This is a genomic window from Methylobacterium oryzae, from assembly GCF_021398735.1.
Taxonomy (GTDB): Bacteria; Pseudomonadota; Alphaproteobacteria; order Rhizobiales; family Beijerinckiaceae; genus Methylobacterium.
Window position 1 is genome coordinate 247,543 of sequence record NZ_CP090350.1, and the last position, 15,593, is coordinate 263,135.

At 70.9% G+C, this 15,593-nt stretch carries 13 protein-coding genes and 1 pseudogene; 10 read left to right on the forward strand and 4 right to left on the reverse strand.

The features are described from left to right. Positions 1-295: 295 nt before the first annotated feature. Together LXM90_RS29585 and LXM90_RS29590 are read left to right on the forward strand one after the other, a co-directional pair. Positions 296-892: a response regulator gene (locus tag LXM90_RS29585; RefSeq protein ID WP_020094461.1), complete on the forward strand. Its 597-nt coding sequence runs from the start codon at positions 296-298 to the stop codon at positions 890-892. Next, positions 889-2,730, forward strand: coding sequence for a hybrid sensor histidine kinase/response regulator (locus tag LXM90_RS29590; RefSeq protein WP_042670266.1), 1,842 nt, complete (start codon positions 889-891; stop codon positions 2,728-2,730). Before LXM90_RS29585 ends, LXM90_RS29590 begins: the two co-directional genes overlap by 4 nt. Positions 2,731-2,811: 81 nt before the next feature. Here LXM90_RS29590 and LXM90_RS29595 read toward each other — a convergent pair whose 3' ends face one another. Next, positions 2,812-3,255, reverse strand: a complete 444-nt coding sequence (locus tag LXM90_RS29595) for a PACE efflux transporter (RefSeq protein WP_020094459.1) — start codon at positions 3,253-3,255, stop codon at positions 2,812-2,814. 89 nt (positions 3,256-3,344) lie between these two features. Here LXM90_RS29595 and LXM90_RS29600 point away from each other — a divergent pair, with 89 nt between their 5' ends. Both LXM90_RS29600 and LXM90_RS29605 read left to right on the forward strand, forming a co-directional pair. Then, positions 3,345-4,244, forward strand: coding sequence for a LysR family transcriptional regulator (locus LXM90_RS29600; protein WP_234083160.1), 900 nt, complete (start codon positions 3,345-3,347; stop codon positions 4,242-4,244). A gap of 167 nt (positions 4,245-4,411) precedes the next feature. Further along, positions 4,412-5,314: a LysR family transcriptional regulator gene (locus LXM90_RS29605; RefSeq protein ID WP_020094457.1), complete on the forward strand. Its 903-nt coding sequence runs from the start codon at positions 4,412-4,414 to the stop codon at positions 5,312-5,314. Between the two features lie 171 nt (positions 5,315-5,485). On the opposite strand, the gene LXM90_RS29610 is transcribed toward LXM90_RS29605, so the two are convergent. The 3 genes from LXM90_RS29610 to LXM90_RS29620 all read right to left on the reverse strand — a co-directional run bounded on the left by LXM90_RS29610 (position 5,486) and on the right by LXM90_RS29620 (position 8,691). Then, the gene (locus LXM90_RS29610; protein ID WP_091978653.1) at positions 5,486-6,178 is read right to left on the reverse strand and encodes a helix-turn-helix domain-containing protein; all 693 of its coding nucleotides are present in this window, start codon (positions 6,176-6,178) and stop codon (positions 5,486-5,488) included. A 156-nt stretch (positions 6,179-6,334) separates the two neighbouring features. Continuing rightward, the gene (locus tag LXM90_RS29615) at positions 6,335-6,673 is read right to left on the reverse strand and encodes an SPW repeat domain-containing protein (protein WP_234083163.1); all 339 of its coding nucleotides are present in this window, start codon (positions 6,671-6,673) and stop codon (positions 6,335-6,337) included. Between the two features lie 344 nt (positions 6,674-7,017). Beyond that, on the reverse strand, positions 7,018-8,691 hold the full coding sequence (locus LXM90_RS29620; protein ID WP_234083166.1) for a methyl-accepting chemotaxis protein: 1,674 nt from the start codon (positions 8,689-8,691) through the stop codon (positions 7,018-7,020). 409 nt (positions 8,692-9,100) lie between these two features. Here LXM90_RS29620 and LXM90_RS29625 point away from each other — a divergent pair, with 409 nt between their 5' ends. The 6 genes and pseudogenes from LXM90_RS29625 (at position 9,101) to uraH (ending at position 15,581) form a co-directional block, all read left to right on the forward strand. Then, complete coding sequence (locus LXM90_RS29625) at positions 9,101-9,523, forward strand: response regulator transcription factor (RefSeq protein WP_234083169.1); 423 nt, start codon at positions 9,101-9,103, stop codon at positions 9,521-9,523. 249 nt (positions 9,524-9,772) lie between these two features. Further along, a pseudogene (gene puuE / locus LXM90_RS29630) lies at positions 9,773-10,882 on the forward strand (allantoinase PuuE); the annotation flags it as partial. 232 nt (positions 10,883-11,114) lie between these two features. Further along, a complete protein-coding gene (locus LXM90_RS29635) occupies positions 11,115-12,611 on the forward strand; it encodes an NCS1 family nucleobase:cation symporter-1 (RefSeq protein WP_020094451.1) in 1,497 nt (498 codons plus the stop codon). A gap of 185 nt (positions 12,612-12,796) precedes the next feature. Further along, a complete protein-coding gene (locus LXM90_RS29640; protein WP_020094450.1) occupies positions 12,797-13,534 on the forward strand; it encodes an aspartate/glutamate racemase family protein in 738 nt (245 codons plus the stop codon). Between the two features lie 99 nt (positions 13,535-13,633). Further along, entirely contained in the window at positions 13,634-15,001 is a 1,368-nt protein-coding gene (locus tag LXM90_RS29645) for an MFS transporter (protein ID WP_020094449.1), read from the forward strand. A 25-nt stretch (positions 15,002-15,026) separates the two neighbouring features. Beyond that, the gene (gene uraH, locus LXM90_RS29650; RefSeq protein ID WP_020094448.1) at positions 15,027-15,581 is read left to right on the forward strand and encodes a hydroxyisourate hydrolase; all 555 of its coding nucleotides are present in this window, start codon (positions 15,027-15,029) and stop codon (positions 15,579-15,581) included. Positions 15,582-15,593 lie beyond the last annotated feature (12 nt).

The following is a 15,593-nucleotide window of genomic DNA, read 5'->3' on the forward strand; positions in this document are numbered from 1 at the left end:
TTCCCTCGAATCGACTTGGGAGGGCCGCGCGCGCGGTCCGACGGACGTCACCGCCCGCGATCACCGGACCGTCGCCGCGACGGCAGCGGTGTGAAGCGCGGGCCGCGCGGGCTGGCGGGCGCCCTCGCCCAGCATCCGATCCCGTCCGCGTGGTCTCCAACTGCATGTCCGGGCGCGCGCGATCGAATTCCTCGACCCGTGGCTTAGCCGATCGGAATGGCTTCGTGGACCAGTCCACATGGACTGGTCCATGACCCGTGACGGCGCCTGTGCGGTTGCTCTAGACAGGATCCGCATGGCGCAGGAAGCAATCCTCATCATCGATGACCACGCGCTGTTCCGGTCCGGCATCGTCTCGATGCTGTCGACGGCGTTCGATGAGATCCCGGTTCTCGACAGCCCATCGCTGCACGAGGCGCTCGCCATCGTGGCCGTCGTCCCGACGATCGTCCTCCTCGACATCCAGTTGCCGGGCATCGGCGGGCTCGAGGGGATGGGCCTGCTCCAGCAACGCTGGCCGGCCGCCCGGATCGTCGTCGTGTCCGGCCTGGATCTGCCCGATACCGTCAGCACGGCTCTGGCGCAGGGCGCCTGCGCGTTCCTGTCCAAGACCGACCGCCCCGAGCGGATGATGACGGTCCTGCGCGAGATGCTCGCCCGGTCGTCCGCGGTCCCGCAGGTCGGGGGCGCCCTCTGCCCGACGCTCACGCCGCGGCAGGCCGAGGTGCTGACCCTCGTCGGGCGCGGATTGTCCAACAAGATGATCGGACGCAATCTCGGTCTGTCGGAACACACGGTCCGCGGCCACGTGCAGGGTCTGCTGTCGGTCCTGGGGGTGACCCGGCGCGCCGAGGCGGTGTTCAAGGCGCAGCAGTTCGGCCTGATCCGATGAGCCCGTCGCAGGAGGAGCGGATCGCGGCCGAGCAGTTGCGCCTCGTCCTGGACGGCGTCACGCAGTCGGTCGCCGTCGGTTTCCTCGTCTCGACGCTCATGCTGGCCGTGCTGTGGACGCTGGTGCCCCACGCCGTCCTGCTGAGCTGGTACGGCGCGTTCCTCGTCGAGCGGTTCGGGGCGGCCGCCTACGCGCGTCGGGTCCGCGCCGCGATCGGCGAGCCCGACCGCGCCCGCCGGGTCGAGCGGGTCATCTTCCTGAGCAAGATCGTCGAGGGCGCGATCCTGGGATCGCTGATCTGGATCGCGCTGCCGCTCCAGGTCCCGGCGGTGAGCATCCTGACCATGTCGCTGCTGGGCGCGACCTGCAGCAACGGCGTCTCGCTCCTGGCGCCGCGGCGGCACCTCTACCTCGCCCTCGTCGTGCCCGTCGCCGTCCTGGCCGCGGGAACCCTCTGGTCGCTCGGCGGCGCGCCCTACCGGGCCCTGGCAATCTGCTCGATCCTGTTCGTGGTCGGGCAGTACGGTCAGGTCGTGCTCGCCAGCCGCCGCGTGCGGGAATCGATCGAGCTCCGCTTCGAGAACGCGGCCCTCGTGGAGCAGCTGCGCGCGGAGACCGCCGCGGCGCACCGGGCCCGCCGCGACGCCGAGCACGCCAACACCGCGAAGTCGCAGTTCCTCGCGGCGGCCAGCCACGACCTGCGCCAGCCGGTCCACGCCCAGGGCCTCTTCCTCCAGGCGCTGAGCCAGACGGATCTCGCCGCGCCGCAGCGGCGGATCCTGCAGAACGCCCAGACCGCGAACGTCGCGTCGACCGACATGCTCAACACGCTTCTGGACTTCTCGCGCCTGGAGGCCGGAGTCATCACGCCGCGGCCCCGCGCCTTCGAGCTCCAGCCGCTCCTCGACAAGATCGAGAACGAGCTGGCGCCGCTGGCCGACGCCAAGCGCCTGATCTATCGGACGCCCCAGACGGACCTGGCGATCGTCTCGGACCCGGCCCTGCTGGAGCTGGTCCTGCGCAATCTCGTCCTCAACGCCATCCGGTACACCGAGCGCGGCGGCGTCCTCATCGGCTGCCGGCGCCGGCGCGCGGGCGTGTCGATCGAAGTCTACGACACCGGGATCGGCATCCCGGTCGACAAGCGCGAGGACATCTTCCGGGAGTTCTACCAGCTCGGGAATCCGGAGCGCGATCGTCACAAGGGTCTGGGGCTGGGACTCGCGATCGCGCGCGGGATCGCCGCCTCGCTCGATCACCCGCTCTCCCTCTCGTCGAAGGTGGGGAGCGGCAGCGTCTTCCGCATCCTCGTCCCCCGGACGCTCGATGCTGGGCGGGACGCCAGGCTCGACGACGCGCCCGCGGCCGCCATCGCGGAGAGCGGTGGCCTGGTCGGCGCCCGCATCCTGATCGTCGACGACGATGCCATCGTCCGCGACGCGATGGTGGCGCTCCTCTCCGGCTGGGGTTGCCTGTGCTGGGCCTTCGAGGATCCGACCGACGTCACCGAACGGCCGCCGCAGGGGCCGCCGCCGGACGCACTGATCTGCGACTACCGACTGCGCAGGGGCCAGACCGGCGCCGAAGCCATCGCGACGCTGCGGCAGCATTGGGGACGGCCGATCCCGGCGATCCTCATCACCGGCGACACCGCGCCCGTCCGCATGCGGGAGGCCTTGGACAGCGGGGTCCCTCTGATTCACAAGCCGGTCCGGCCCGACCTTCTCCAGAAGGCGCTCGCCGCGCTGATCCCGCCGGGCCGGCCACCCGTCGGTCCCTTGGGCGCGGAGGTTCGGCGCGGACCGGAGACGACGGATCTCGTCCGCGCGGAGGGATAGCCGGCGCCTCACGCGGCGCCGCGGACCCTCGAACGCCCGCCGCGCCGCCGTCGCGGTCTCGCCGCGCGGCTGGCGCGAGCGTCAGCGGGACGGCTCGGCGGCAGCCTCGGTCCAGCTCGGGAGCGGGAAGGTTCGATCGTAGGCGAGATTGAACACGAAGGCGTAGGCCACGTAGAAGGCCGCGATCGCCAGATCCATGAAGAAGGCCTCCACGAGGCCGATGCCGAGATACCACGCGATCGGCGGCAGCAGGATCAGGAGCAGCCCCGCCTCGAACAGCACCGCGTGGGCGACCCGCAGGACGAGGCTCTTGCGCGTGTGCCCGGCGAGCCGCTGCATCGTCCGGTCGAAGCCGAGATTGTAGACGTAGTTCCAGCTCGTCGCGACGAGGGCGCTGCCGATTCCGATCACGCCCATGTCGGCGGCGTGCAGGCCGAAGGCCGCGGTCCCGAGCGGGACGATGAGGAGCAGCCCGATCACCTCGAACAGGATGGCGTGGCGAATGCGGTCGCGGGTGGTGCGCATGGTCTCGCTCTCGAGAGGCGGATTGGTCGGCCGCTCTCTATCTGCGATAAGGCGATCCACAAGTTAGGAAGTATCGGGTAATCAGATAGATGGCGGTCTCGCTCGACCAGCTCCAGGCTTTCGTGGCGGCGGCCGAGGCCGGGTCGTTCTCGGGCGCGGCGCGGGTGCTGCGGAAGGCGCAGTCGGCCGTCAGCACGCAGGTGGCTAACCTCGAGACGGATCTGGGGCTGGCGCTGTTCAGCCGCGCGGGCCGGAACCCGGTGCTGACCCCGGCGGGCGAGCGGCTGCTGCTGGAGGCGCGCGTGGTGCTCGACCGGCGGGAGCACCTGATCGGTGTGGCGAGCAGCCTGGAGCAGGGCGTCGAGAACCGGCTGGTGGTCGCCATCGACGAGCTCTACCCCGAGCACGCCCTCGGCGCCCTCTTCGCCAGCTTCGCCCAGCGCTTCCCCTTCGTGGAGCTCGAGCTGCTCTTCCCGCTGATGGAGGATGTCAGCCGCATGGTCCGGTCGGGCGCCGCCGACCTGGGCGTGATGTGGCGCCAGGAGGAGCTCCCGACGGAGCTCGGGTTCCGGACCATCGGCTGGGTGCCGCTCAAGCTGGTCTGCGGCCGCGATCACCCGCTCGCGAAGGAGCGGGTGGCGTGGGAGGAGCTGAAGCGCCACCGCCAAATCCTCGTGGCCGCCCGCGGCGACGGGGCGGAGAAGCGCCGTCTGCGGGTCGCCGCCGAGGTCTGGTGGGTGGAGAGCCACTGGGTCATCCTGGAGATGGTGAAGCACGGGATCGGCTGGGCCTTCGTCACCGACCACGTCATCGCCGCGTCCCTCACGGCGCCGTACCTCGTGACGCCCGACCTCCAGTTCGATGAGGGCGACTGGCCGATCGCCCTGGAACTGGTCTGGCACAAGCAGCGGCCCTGCGGCCCCGCCGCGGCCTGGCTCCGCGAGCGTTTCGCCGCGGAGCGCGTCGGGATCCACCCGGGCGGGACCTGAGCGCGGTGCGGGACGGACGCCCGCCGGGCCCCGCCTCGGCGACACGCCGCTGTCGACGGTCCTGACGGGCCGGCGAGATCCCCGCCGTCGAGGACGTCCACCCCGCGGGTCTAGACGCAAAAGACCTTCCGTGCTTCTATCCATTCGAAATTCCTATGGGTCGGCCCATGGAACTCCGGCATCTTCGCTACTTCGCCGCGGTGGCGGAGCATCTCAGCTTCACCGCCGCCGCCCAGAGCCTGGGCGTGTCGCAGCCGCCGCTGAGCCAGCAGATCCGCGATCTCGAGGTGGAGATCGGCGTCAACCTGTTCGAGCGCTCGAGCCGGCGCGTCGTCCTGACCGCGGCGGGCGAGGATTTCCTCGGGAACGCGCGGGCGGTCCTCGCGCAGGTCGCCGATGCCGTCGACCGGGCGCGGACGATCGGCACCGGAACGGCCGGCATCCTCAACATCGGCATGACGAGTTCCGTCCTCGCGGGGCCGGCCGGTTGCCTGATCCGGGCCTTCGAGCAGCGCTTCCGGGCGGTGGACGTGCGCATCCACGAGATGGCGCCGGCCGACCAGATCGCGGCCCTCAAGGCGAACCGGACGGATCTCAGCTTCCTCCGCAGCCCCCCCGAGGATCCGGATCTCGTCGCCCACCTGGCGTGGCCGGAGCGGCTCTGCGTGGCCGTGCCGCGCGAGCACACCCTCGCCGCCGGTCGCAGTGTCGCGATCGACGTCTTCCGCAGCGAGCCGCTGATCTCGCTCGGCCTCGAGAGCTCGCGCTTCGCAGCGGATATCTACCAAGCCTGCATCGCGCGCGGGTTCACGCCGAGCATCTCGCAGCAGGTCCGCGAGGCCTCGTCGCTGATCAACCTGGTCGCGGCGGGCTTCGGTCTCGCCATCATCCCGGAATTCGTCGGCCGACCGAGGCATCCGGACGTCGTCGTCCTGCCGATCAAGCCGCCGTTCCTGTCGGCGGACGTCTACGCGCTGCATCATCAGCGCCGGAACCCGGTGATCGACAATTTTCTCGGGCTGATCCGCGAGGAGGCCCCGGGCTTGATCGCGCGCTTCCAGAGGCGGTGACGCCCTTCGTCTCCGCACCCGCTCGCCGGCGCCGTCCGCGACCGTCTCCGAGGCAGCGTCCTGCGCGCAGGCGCCACCCCGAAGCCACCCCGAAGCCACCCCGAAAGCCAACGCGAAACCACGCGACAGCCCGCAGCGGCGTTCCCGGTGGCGTCCCCGGCGGCGCCTGTCTCAATCCTCGACGAGCCGGCGCAGCCGGGTCCGATGCAGGCACACCTGTCGGCCGCCGTCGCGTCGCAACACCCCGTCCTCCTCCAGCTGCGAGAGGGTGCGCGATACGGTCTCGATGGTCAGGCCGAGGTAGTCGGCGATGTCGCGGCGGGTCATCGGCAGCGCGAAGGTGCCGGCGGCGCCGAGGCGGTCATCGACCTCCAGCAGGAAGGCGGCGACCCGCTCCTGGGCCGAGCGCCGTCCGAGCAGGAGCGCCAGGTCCTGGGCGTGTCGCAGGTCGCTCGTGGCCATGCTCCAGAGTCGGCAGGCGACCTCGGCCCGCCCGGTCGCGGCGCGCTCGACCTGTCGTCGCTTGAAGATCAGCACCTTGGTGCTGGTGAGGGCCTCGGCGGTCTGGCGATTGATCTCGCCCTGCCCGAGCCCGAACAGGTCGCCGGGCAGGTGGAAGCCCGTGATCTGGCGGCGCCCGTCGCTCAGGACCCGGTGGGTGCGCACCGCGCCGCTGAGGACCTTGTAGACGAACTCGGCCTCCTCGCCCTCTCCGTAGATCTCCTCCTCGCGGGCGTAGGAGAACGGTGTCCCGACGACGTCGGGGCATCCCGCGAACAGGGTGCTCCCCTCGATCTCCGGGACGGGAGCGGGACGGGCTGCGGGCCCCTCCGGTGCTGTCCGTGCCGTGAACTCGGTGCTCATCGCTGCGCTCCTCGCCTGCGTCGGTCGGGACGAGATTGGCAGCGGGCGGGAGGCGGAGAAATTCCGGTCGGAGCCTTAAGGCGCGCCCCTTAAGGGCAATCCCGTAGTTGCGTGTGCCGGCCGGATGCCCGCGGCCGCGGCGGCGACGGGCGCGCCTCAGACGGAGCGCGCCTGGGGCGACACGAAGAGCCGCCACAGCGCGTACGCGGCCAGCGCGGCCACGGCGAGCCCGGTCAGGCCGTGCACCCACACGGGTGCCGTCGCGTCGGCGAAGCCGAGAAGCCAGGGCGCCATGGCTGCCCAGAACCCGAGGGCGACGTTGAGGTATTCCTCCCAGGCGCAGGTCACGCCGAGGGCCAGAAGTGCGACCACGGTGATGGCGCCCCCGGTCACGAAGGCGTTGCGCGCGGCGGCCGTCTCGTAGCCCAGATTCAAGTACCACGGTGCGAGGAGGAGCGCGACGCCCAGGAGCATGTTGAGCGCGTTCGGGACCATATCCGCCGTTCGGTTCTCGATCGTTCTCACCGGATTCCCCGCGCGGGCTGACGGCATCGGCGGCCCGATGTCCGGGCGCCCGAGCCCTGAGCGACAGACGACCTGCCATCTTTCACGGGCCGAGCATCCGGTATCCGTGCGACCGGTCATTGATCTGGCTCAAGTCGATCGCGGCTTGCCCGCGTGTCGGGATCCGGCAAGCTTGGCGCGGCCGCGGATTTGCTGCGCGCTGTGGGTGGCAGACTCGATTGTCGAGATTGTCGTCGCCGATGGGACGCGCGCGTCGGCGAGATCCGCGTCCTCCCGTCGGACCGGGCGGACGCGGATCTCGGCCGTGGCCACCCTCAGGCGGCGCGGACGGTTGCGAGGAAGCGGGCGACCTCGGCGCCGAGATGCTCGGATTGCCGCGACAGCTCCGAGGCCGCCGACAGGACCTGCGAGGCCGCCGCCCCCGTCTCCTCCGAGGCCTGCGCAACGCCGGCGATGTTGCCCGTCACTTCGTTCGTCCCCGCCGAGGCCTGCGCCACGTTGCGCACGATCTCCTGGGTCGCTGCACCCTGCTCCTCGACGGCCGCCGCGATCGAAGTCGCCACGCTGTCGATCTCCCGGATCCGGCCGGTGATCCCGCCGATCGCCGTCACCGCCTGCGCGGTCACACCCTGGACCTCGCCGATCTGGCGCGCGATCTCCTCGGTCGCCTTGGCGGTCTGCTCGGCCAGCGCCTTCACCTCGGAGGCCACCACCGCGAAGCCCCGCCCGGCCGCGCCGGCGCGGGCCGCCTCGATCGTGGCGTTGAGCGCCAGCAGGTTGGTCTGGCCGGCGATGCCGGAGACCATCCCGACCATGTCGCCGATCCGCGCGGCGTTCTGGCTGAGCGCCTGGACGAGGTGGGCGGTCTGGTCGGCCTCGCCGACCGCGGCCTGGGCGAGGTGGGCCGAGCCGGTCACCTGCCGGCCGATCTCCTGCACGGAGGAGCCGAGCTCCTCGGCGGCGGCCGCGACCGTGTTGACGTTGGTCGACGCCTCCTCGGCGGCGGCGGCCACGGTGGTCGACTGGGATGCGGTCTCCTGGGCGGTGGCGGTCATCTGCTGGGCGGTGGCCTGGAGTTCGGTGGCCGAGGACGAGACCAGGCCGACGATCCCGCCGACGGCGCGCTCGAAGCCGTCGGCGAGCTCGATCATGGTACGCTTGCGCTCGGCAGCCGCGGCCTCATCGGCGCGGCGTTTCACCTCGGCCTCCTCGGCGGCCTTGCGGGCGACCATGGCCTTGATGCCCTCGACCGCCTGGCCGACGGCGCCGATCTCGTCGCCGCGGGCGGCCTCGCGGATCTCGGCATCGACCGCGCCGCGGGCCATCCGCTGCAGGACGCCCACGAGGCTGCCCAGCGGGCGCGTGATCTGTACGACGATCACGTACACGCCGTAGGCGATGCTGAGCGCGGCGAGCGCGAGCGCGGCCAGGAGCGCGAGGCGCGACCAGCCGGCAATCGTCTCCGAGCGCCGGAACTCCGCCTCGGCTTCCCGGACCTGCAACGCGGTCAGCTTGCTCAGCGTGGCGTTGGTGGCCTGCATGCTCTTCAGCAGGTCCGTGTGGGTGGCCTCGAAATCCGAGGCCGCGCCGGCGGCGACGCGCTTGAGGATCTCGGCCGCGATCGAGTCGTTCCGATCGATGCCCAGCTGCAGGTCCTTGGCGAGGGCCTCCTCCTCCGGGGTCAGGTAGGTCGCCAGATAGGCCGACCACTCCTTGTGGAGCTTCGACAGATCGCGCTCGATCTTGTCCTTGGCCTCTGCCGGCTCGATCTGCTTGCCGCGCAGCTGGCGCGAGGCGTCGAGCAGGTCGTCATAGGCGTCGCGAATGATGCTGAACTGCCGGAGACAGACGACGCGATCATCGAAGACGGTCTTCAGGCTCTGATGGCTCCAGTGGAGCGAGAGATTTCCGAGCGCCGCCGTGGCGAGCAGCACCAAGCCGAGTCCGCCGAGCAGCGAGACGAGTCGCAGTTTGATGGTCATTTTCATGAGGCGGATGTCCAGGCGACGGAACCCAGGGCTGCGAACGCGTCAGCCAGGCTGAGCAGTCATGATCGGGTTGCGTAAAATATACGCAAACTGATTAAGATTTATTCTGAAGAGTTTCCCGTTACGGGGTCTGACATTCGGTCTCCGGCTCGCGATATCGTACGTGCAAAGGCGGTTATTCAACTTCAAGATGAGGAATCGGAGCTGAATCAATCGGAAAGGGCCTCCGGGGCGGACAGGAGCGTCACCGCCCGACGTGTCGGATCGCCGCACAGCGGGCGGCGCGGGAGCCGGGATCGACCGAGGCAGGAACGTCGCCGGTCTCGGGATGGGGGGCCAGCACGGACGCGGTCCCGGTCTTGAGGCAGGTCAAGGTCGGCCGCCGCGGACCACCCCTAATCTCGGCACCATGACCTCACTGGACGCCACGCTCCCGGCGAACGCCACGCTGTCCGCCGCGTCGAGCCTCATCTACGTCGTGGACGATGACCCGGCCATCCTGCACTCGACCCGCTTCCTCTTGGAGAGCGCGGGCCACCGGGTGGAGACCTTCGCCGACGGACGCGCGCTGCTGGCCGCCTTCCCCGGCCCGCACCCGACCTTCGTCCTGCTGGACCACGTCATGCCGGGGATGGACGGGCTCGCGGTGTGGGGCCGGCTGCGGGACCTCGCTGCCGGCGTGCCCGTGATCCTGATCACCGGCCACCCCGATCCGGGCATCCGGAGCCGCGCCCGCGCCGCCGGCATACCCCTGGTCGAGAAGCCGCTGGCGTTCGACGCCCTGATGGGCATGCTCGCCGCCGGCCCGATCCCCGCCAGCCGCACCCGTTAGGGTCCGCGGTGCCCGCCCGGGACGCCCGACCGTCGGCCCGCCGACGCGGCGGCGCGTGAGGTCGTCGACCCGGCACGGGCAGGCTCCGCCGGATCGACGACAGGCCGGTGGCGATCCGCCCGACGGCGCTCCGGCACTCAGATCAATGATCGCGCCATCTAAACGTGCAACCTATCAATCAAGCCGAACAAGATATTGGACCAACGGTCGGGCGTGCGTCTATCTCGCGTCGGAACGAGGGATCACGCCATGTTCGACCTCGACCAGGACTATCCCCGCGACATGGTCGGATACGGCCGGCATCGACCGGACCCGGCCTGGCCCGGGGGCAAGCGCGTCGCCGTTCAGTGCGTCATCAACTACGAGGAGGGCGGCGAGAACTGCATCCTCCACGGTGACGCGGCGTCCGAGGCCTTCCTCTCCGAGATCGTCGGGGCCCTGCCCTGGCCGGGGAAGCGCCACGCCAACATGGAGTCGATCTACGAGTACGGCGCCCGCGCCGGCTTCTGGCGCCTCTGGCGCGCGTTCACGCGCCGCAACCTCCCGGTCACGGTCTTCGGCGTCGCCTCGGCGATGCAGCGCAACCCCGAGGCCGTCGCCGCGATGGTCGAGTCCGGCTGGGAGATCGCCAGCCACGGCCTGCGCTGGATCGACTACCGCGACCACAGCCCGGAGGCCGAGCGCGCCGATATCGATGCCGCCGTCGCGCTGCAGGCATCGCTGACGGGCAGCAGGCCCCTCGGCCTGTACCAGGGACGCACCTCCGCGAACACGCTCGCCATCGGCGCCGCCGAGGGCGGGTTCCTGTACCTCGCCGATTCCTACGCCGACGACCTGCCCTACTGGCTGCGGATCGGGGGACGTCAGCAGCTCGTCGTCCCCTACACCCTCGACGCCAACGACATGCGGTTCGCCACCGCCCAGGGCTTCAACAACGGCGACCAGTTCTTCGGCTACCTCAAGGACACGTTCGACGTCCTGTACCGCGAGGGCGAGGCGGGACGGGGCGGCATCATGTCGGTGGGGCTGCACTGCCGCCTGGTCGGGCGTCCGGGGCGGATGGCCGCGCTGGAGCGGTTCCTCGACTACGTGGGCGATCACCCCGACGCCTGGGTGACCACGCGGCTGGACATCGCCCGTCACTGGATCGCGGCCCACCCGCCGCGCGGCGGCTACCGGCCGACCTGCATGGGCCGCGCCCTGTTCGGCGCGGTCTTCGGCCCGGTCTGCGCCGGGCTGGCCGACGCGTCGCCCGCGGCGGGCGTGGCGATGGCGGAGCGGGTCCACGCGGCCGGACTCCCCGCGGAGGCGGACGACCCGTCCGGCCTGGCCCGGCTCCTCGCGGAGGCCGCGGGCGCCCCGGCCGACGCGGGCGGCCTCCGGACCCGCCTCGCGGCGGTGGTCGCGGGATAGACAAGTCGACGTCGCGACCGGGACTGGGAGGTCCGAATTCGGTCGTGATCTGTATTCAGGTCGTGTTTTTAGAAGTCAGGAGACGGAGAGTTCCAGGTTTTGCATGGCGGTCCCAGCGGGTCGTCAGCGTCACGGAAAAAGCCCGGCAACAGGGCTGCGCCAGTCAGGGAGAAACGCCATGTACGCACAGGTTGAGGCCGCCGGCATCAGCACGGCCGTGTCGGACGAACGGGAAGCCGTCGTCATCAAGCCGAGCTACGATCCGGATCTCGTGAACAAGGATCTGGCCCCGCTGCGCAAGCAGACCTGGGGCACCTACAACATCTTCGCCTTCTGGATGTCTGACGTCCACAGCGTCGGCGGATACGTGACCGCCGGCTCCCTGTTCTCGCTGGGCCTCGTGAGCTGGCAGGTGCTGATCGCCCTGCTCGTCGGCATCGTGATCGTCCAGATCTTCTGCAACCTCGTCGCCAAGCCGAGCCAGCAGACCGGCACGCCCTATCCGGTGATCTGCCGCGCCTCCTTCGGGGTCAAGGGCGCCAACATCCCGGCGATCATCCGCGGGCTGATCGCGGTCGCGTGGTACGGCATCCAGACCTACCTCGCCTCGGCGGCGCTGACGGTGGTGGCGCTCCGCTTCTACCCCGAACTCGCCGTCTACGCCGACGTCAAGCAGTACGGCTTCGCCGGCCTGTCGGGTCTGGGCTGGGCCGCCTTCATGACGCTCTGGGTCCTGCAGGCGCTGGTCTTCTGGCGCGGCATGGAGGCGATCCGCGTGTTCATCGACTGGGCGGGGCCGGCGGTCTACGTGGTGATGATCGCGCTCGCCGCGTACCTCGTCGCCAAGGCCGGGATCGGCGAGATCGGGCTGACCCTGGGCACCGTGAAGTATACCGGCTGGGACGCCCTGCCGGTGATGATCAATGCCGTCGCCCTCGTGGTCTCCTACTTCTCCGGGCCGATGCTGAACTTCGGCGACTTCTCGCGCTACGGCGCGAGCTTCGAGGCGGTGAGGAAGGGTAATTTCTGGGGTCTCCCGGTGAACTTCCTCGGGTTCTCGCTCCTGACGGTCGTCACCGCCTCGGCGACGGTTCCGGTCTTCGGCCACCTGATCACCGACCCGGTGGAGACGGTGAGCCGCATCGACAGCACCTTCGCGGTCGTGCTCGGCGCCTTCACCTTCATGACCGCGACCATCGGGATCAACATCGTCGCGAACTTCGTCTCGCCCGCGTTCGACTTCTCGAACGTGTCGCCGCGGCGGATCTCGTGGCGCATGGGCGGGATGATCGCGGCCGTCGGCTCGATCTTCATCACGCCCTGGAACCTCTACAACAATCCCGCTGTGATCCACTACACGCTCGACGTCCTCGGCGCGTTCATCGGCCCGCTGTTCGGGATCCTGATCGCCGACTTCTACTTCGTGAAGAAGCAGAAGGTGGTCCTCGACGACCTCTACACGATGAGCCCCGCCGGGACGTACTGGTACAGTGGCGGATACAACCGCGCCGCGGTGACCGCCATGATCCCCTCGGCCCTCATCCCCGTGCTCTGCGTGATCCTGCCGGGCCTGGAGGGCGTGGCGAACTTCACGTGGTTCATCGGGTGCGCCCTGGGCTTCGCGATCTACACCGCCCTCATGCGCCGCCCCGCGGGCGCGGCCCGTCCTGCCTGAGGCCGTCCGGACCTGGACCCGCCCCGGTCCGGACCTGGACCCGCCCCGGTCCGGATCGGAGACACGAACGGCCCGGCGGCGCGGCCTGACCCGCGCCGCCGGGCACCCCGACCTCCCCATCCCCGGCCGGCTGCGTGCGGGCCTCTGCCCGGCCATCCGGCCGGCTCCCGCTACCCGAGGGCGCCATGCGGATCCTGCTGCTCAATCCGAACACCAGCACGTCTGTGACCGACCTCCTGGCCGGGCAGGTCGGGACGATGGCGGGCGCGACTGCGACCTTCGTCCCGGCCACGGCGCGGTTCGGCGCCGCCTACATCGCCAGCCGGGCGGCCCTGGCCATCGCCGGCCACGCCGCCCTCGACGCCTTCGCGGAGCACGGCCGGGACTGCGACGCGGTCTTCCTCGCCTGCTTCGGCGATCCCGGGCTGCTGGCCCTGCGCGAGGTCTCACCGGTCCCGGTGGTGGGGATGCTCGAAGCGTCGTGCCGCGAGGCCCAGCGGGTCGCCGGGCGCTACGCCATCGTGACCGGCGGGGCCCTGTGGAAGCCCATGCTCCGCGAGTGCGTCGCGAGCCTCGGCGTCGGTGACGGCCTCGCGGGCATCCGGACGATCGCGCGCACCGGCGGCGAGATCGCCAAGGACCCGGAGGCGGCGCTGTCCGACCTCGCGGCCGCCTGCCGGGCCTGCGCCGAGGAGGATCGCGCCGAGGCGGTGATCCTCGGCGGCGCCGCCCTGGTCGGCCTCGCGGCCCGCCTGCAGCCGCACGTGCCGGTCCCGGTCCTGTGCTCGGTCACGTCGGGGGTGAAGGCGGTCGTCGCCGCCGCGGCCGCGCCCTACCGGCGCCCGCCCGCCGTCGCCGCGGACAATGTCGGCCTCGGCCACGCCCTCGCGACGCTGCTCGCGCCGCGCGAAGCCATCGGCTGAGACGGGGCGGGCGGCCGCCGGCGCGAGACTGGCAGCCGTCCTGCATCGCTCGGAATTCCAACGCCCCGTTCCGGATGGGGCAACCTTGTGGGGCCAGCCATGACGATCCAGGCGCACCACGCGACCGACATGCCGGCCCTCGCGGCGCCCGCGCGCCTGGACGACGCCTACCGCCGGATCACGTGGCGGCTGCTGCCATTCCTGATGGTCCTGTGGATCCTGTCCTGGATCGACCGGGTCAACATCGGCTTCGCCAAGCTGCAGATGCTGGCCGAGCTCCGGTTCAGCGAGACCGTCTACGGCATCGGCGCAGGGATCTTCTTCATCGGCTACTTCCTGTGCGAGGTGCCGAGCAACCTGCTGCTGGAGCATATCGGCGCCCGCAAGACGATCGCGCGGATCACCCTGCTGTGGGGGCTCTGCTGCGTGGCGATGATGTTCGTCACCACGCCGGCGTTCTTCTACGTCCTGCGCTTCCTGCTCGGCGTCTTCGAGGCCGGCTTCTATCCCGGCGTCATCCTGTACCTGACCTACTGGTATCCGAGCGAGCGCCGGGCGAAGGTGTTCGGGCTGTTCATGTCCGCCTCGGCGCTGGCCGGCGTCATCGGGGGGCCGCTCGCGGGCGCGATCATGTCGGGGATGCACGGCGTCAACGGCTGGTCCGGCTGGCAGTGGGTGTTCCTGCTCGAGGGCATCCCGTCGATCCTGGCCGGGATCGTCACGCTGTTCTACCTCACGGACCGGCCCGCCAAGGCCGGCTGGCTGACGGCGGAGCAGAAGGCGCTGGTCGAGGCCGACCTCGCGCGCGACGCCGCGGCCCTCGGCCACCGCGAGCACCGCATCCTCGCCTCGCTGAAGGACGCGCGCGTCTGGCAGTGCATCGCGATCTTCTTCTGCATCGTCACGGCGAACTCGGCCCTGACCTTCTTCGGCCCGAGCGTGGTGCGCGACGCCGGCTTCACCGACCCGCTGACGGTCGGCTGGATCATGTCGGCGGCCTATCTCTGCGGCGGCGCCGGGATGATCCTGAACGGCCGCCACTCGGACCGGACCGGCGAGGCGCGGCTGCATTGCGGGGTCCCGGCCTTCATCGGGGCACTGGCCATCGCGCTCACCGGCGTCTTCATCGCGGGCGCGCCGGTCCTCGCGCTGCTCATGCTCGGGGTGGCGATCGTCGGCACGATGAGCGCGATCCCGGTCTTCTGGCAGATCCCCGGCCGCTTCCTGGCCGGGTCGGCGGCCGCGGCCGGCATCGCGCTCATCAACTCGGTGGCCAACCTCGCGGGCTTCGGAGCGCCGGCGGCGATGGGTTACCTGCGCGAGCAGACCGGCTCGGTCGCGACCGGCCTCTGGCTGGTCGCCGCCGTCGAGGCCGCGGCGCTCGTCCTGATCCTGGCCTTCGTCCCGCCGGCGACGCCGGAGATGGGTCGGCGCGCCCGGGCCCGCGCGGCGCACGAGCCGGCGTGAACCGCTGCACGAGAGGGAGGCTTTCTTGGAACACGGACCCGAACGACACGCTCTGACGCGGCGCGGCCTCGTCGCGACGGGGCTCGGCGCCGCCGCCGCGGTCTCCGCGGGCCCGGCGCTGGCGCAGGGCATGCCCGCTCCGGCGGCGGCTCCGGCCAATGCTCCGGCCGGTTCCCCGACCAAGCCCGGCACGCTGAACACCGCGCCCGTGTCGCAGGCCGGCCTCTCGCCGCGGCTGACCCTGCACGCCATCGACAATTTCCACGGCACGCCCGGTGCCGGGATGGTCTGCGACCTCGCGATGCACGACGGCACCGGCTACCGGCCGATCCGGACGGTCACCACCGCGCCGAACGGCCGGACCGCCGAGCCGCTCCTGGTCGACGAGGCCTTCAAGGCGGGCCGCTACGAGCTGGTGCTGCACCTCGAGGCGTATTTCGCGAACCTGGGCGTGAAGCTCCCGACCCCGAACTTCCTCGGCCTCGTGCCGATCCGGTTCCGGATCCGCGACGCGAGCCAGCGCCACCACCTGCCGGTGCTGTTCACGCCCTGGGGCTATTCCTACTACCGCGGCAGCTGACCCGTCCGATCC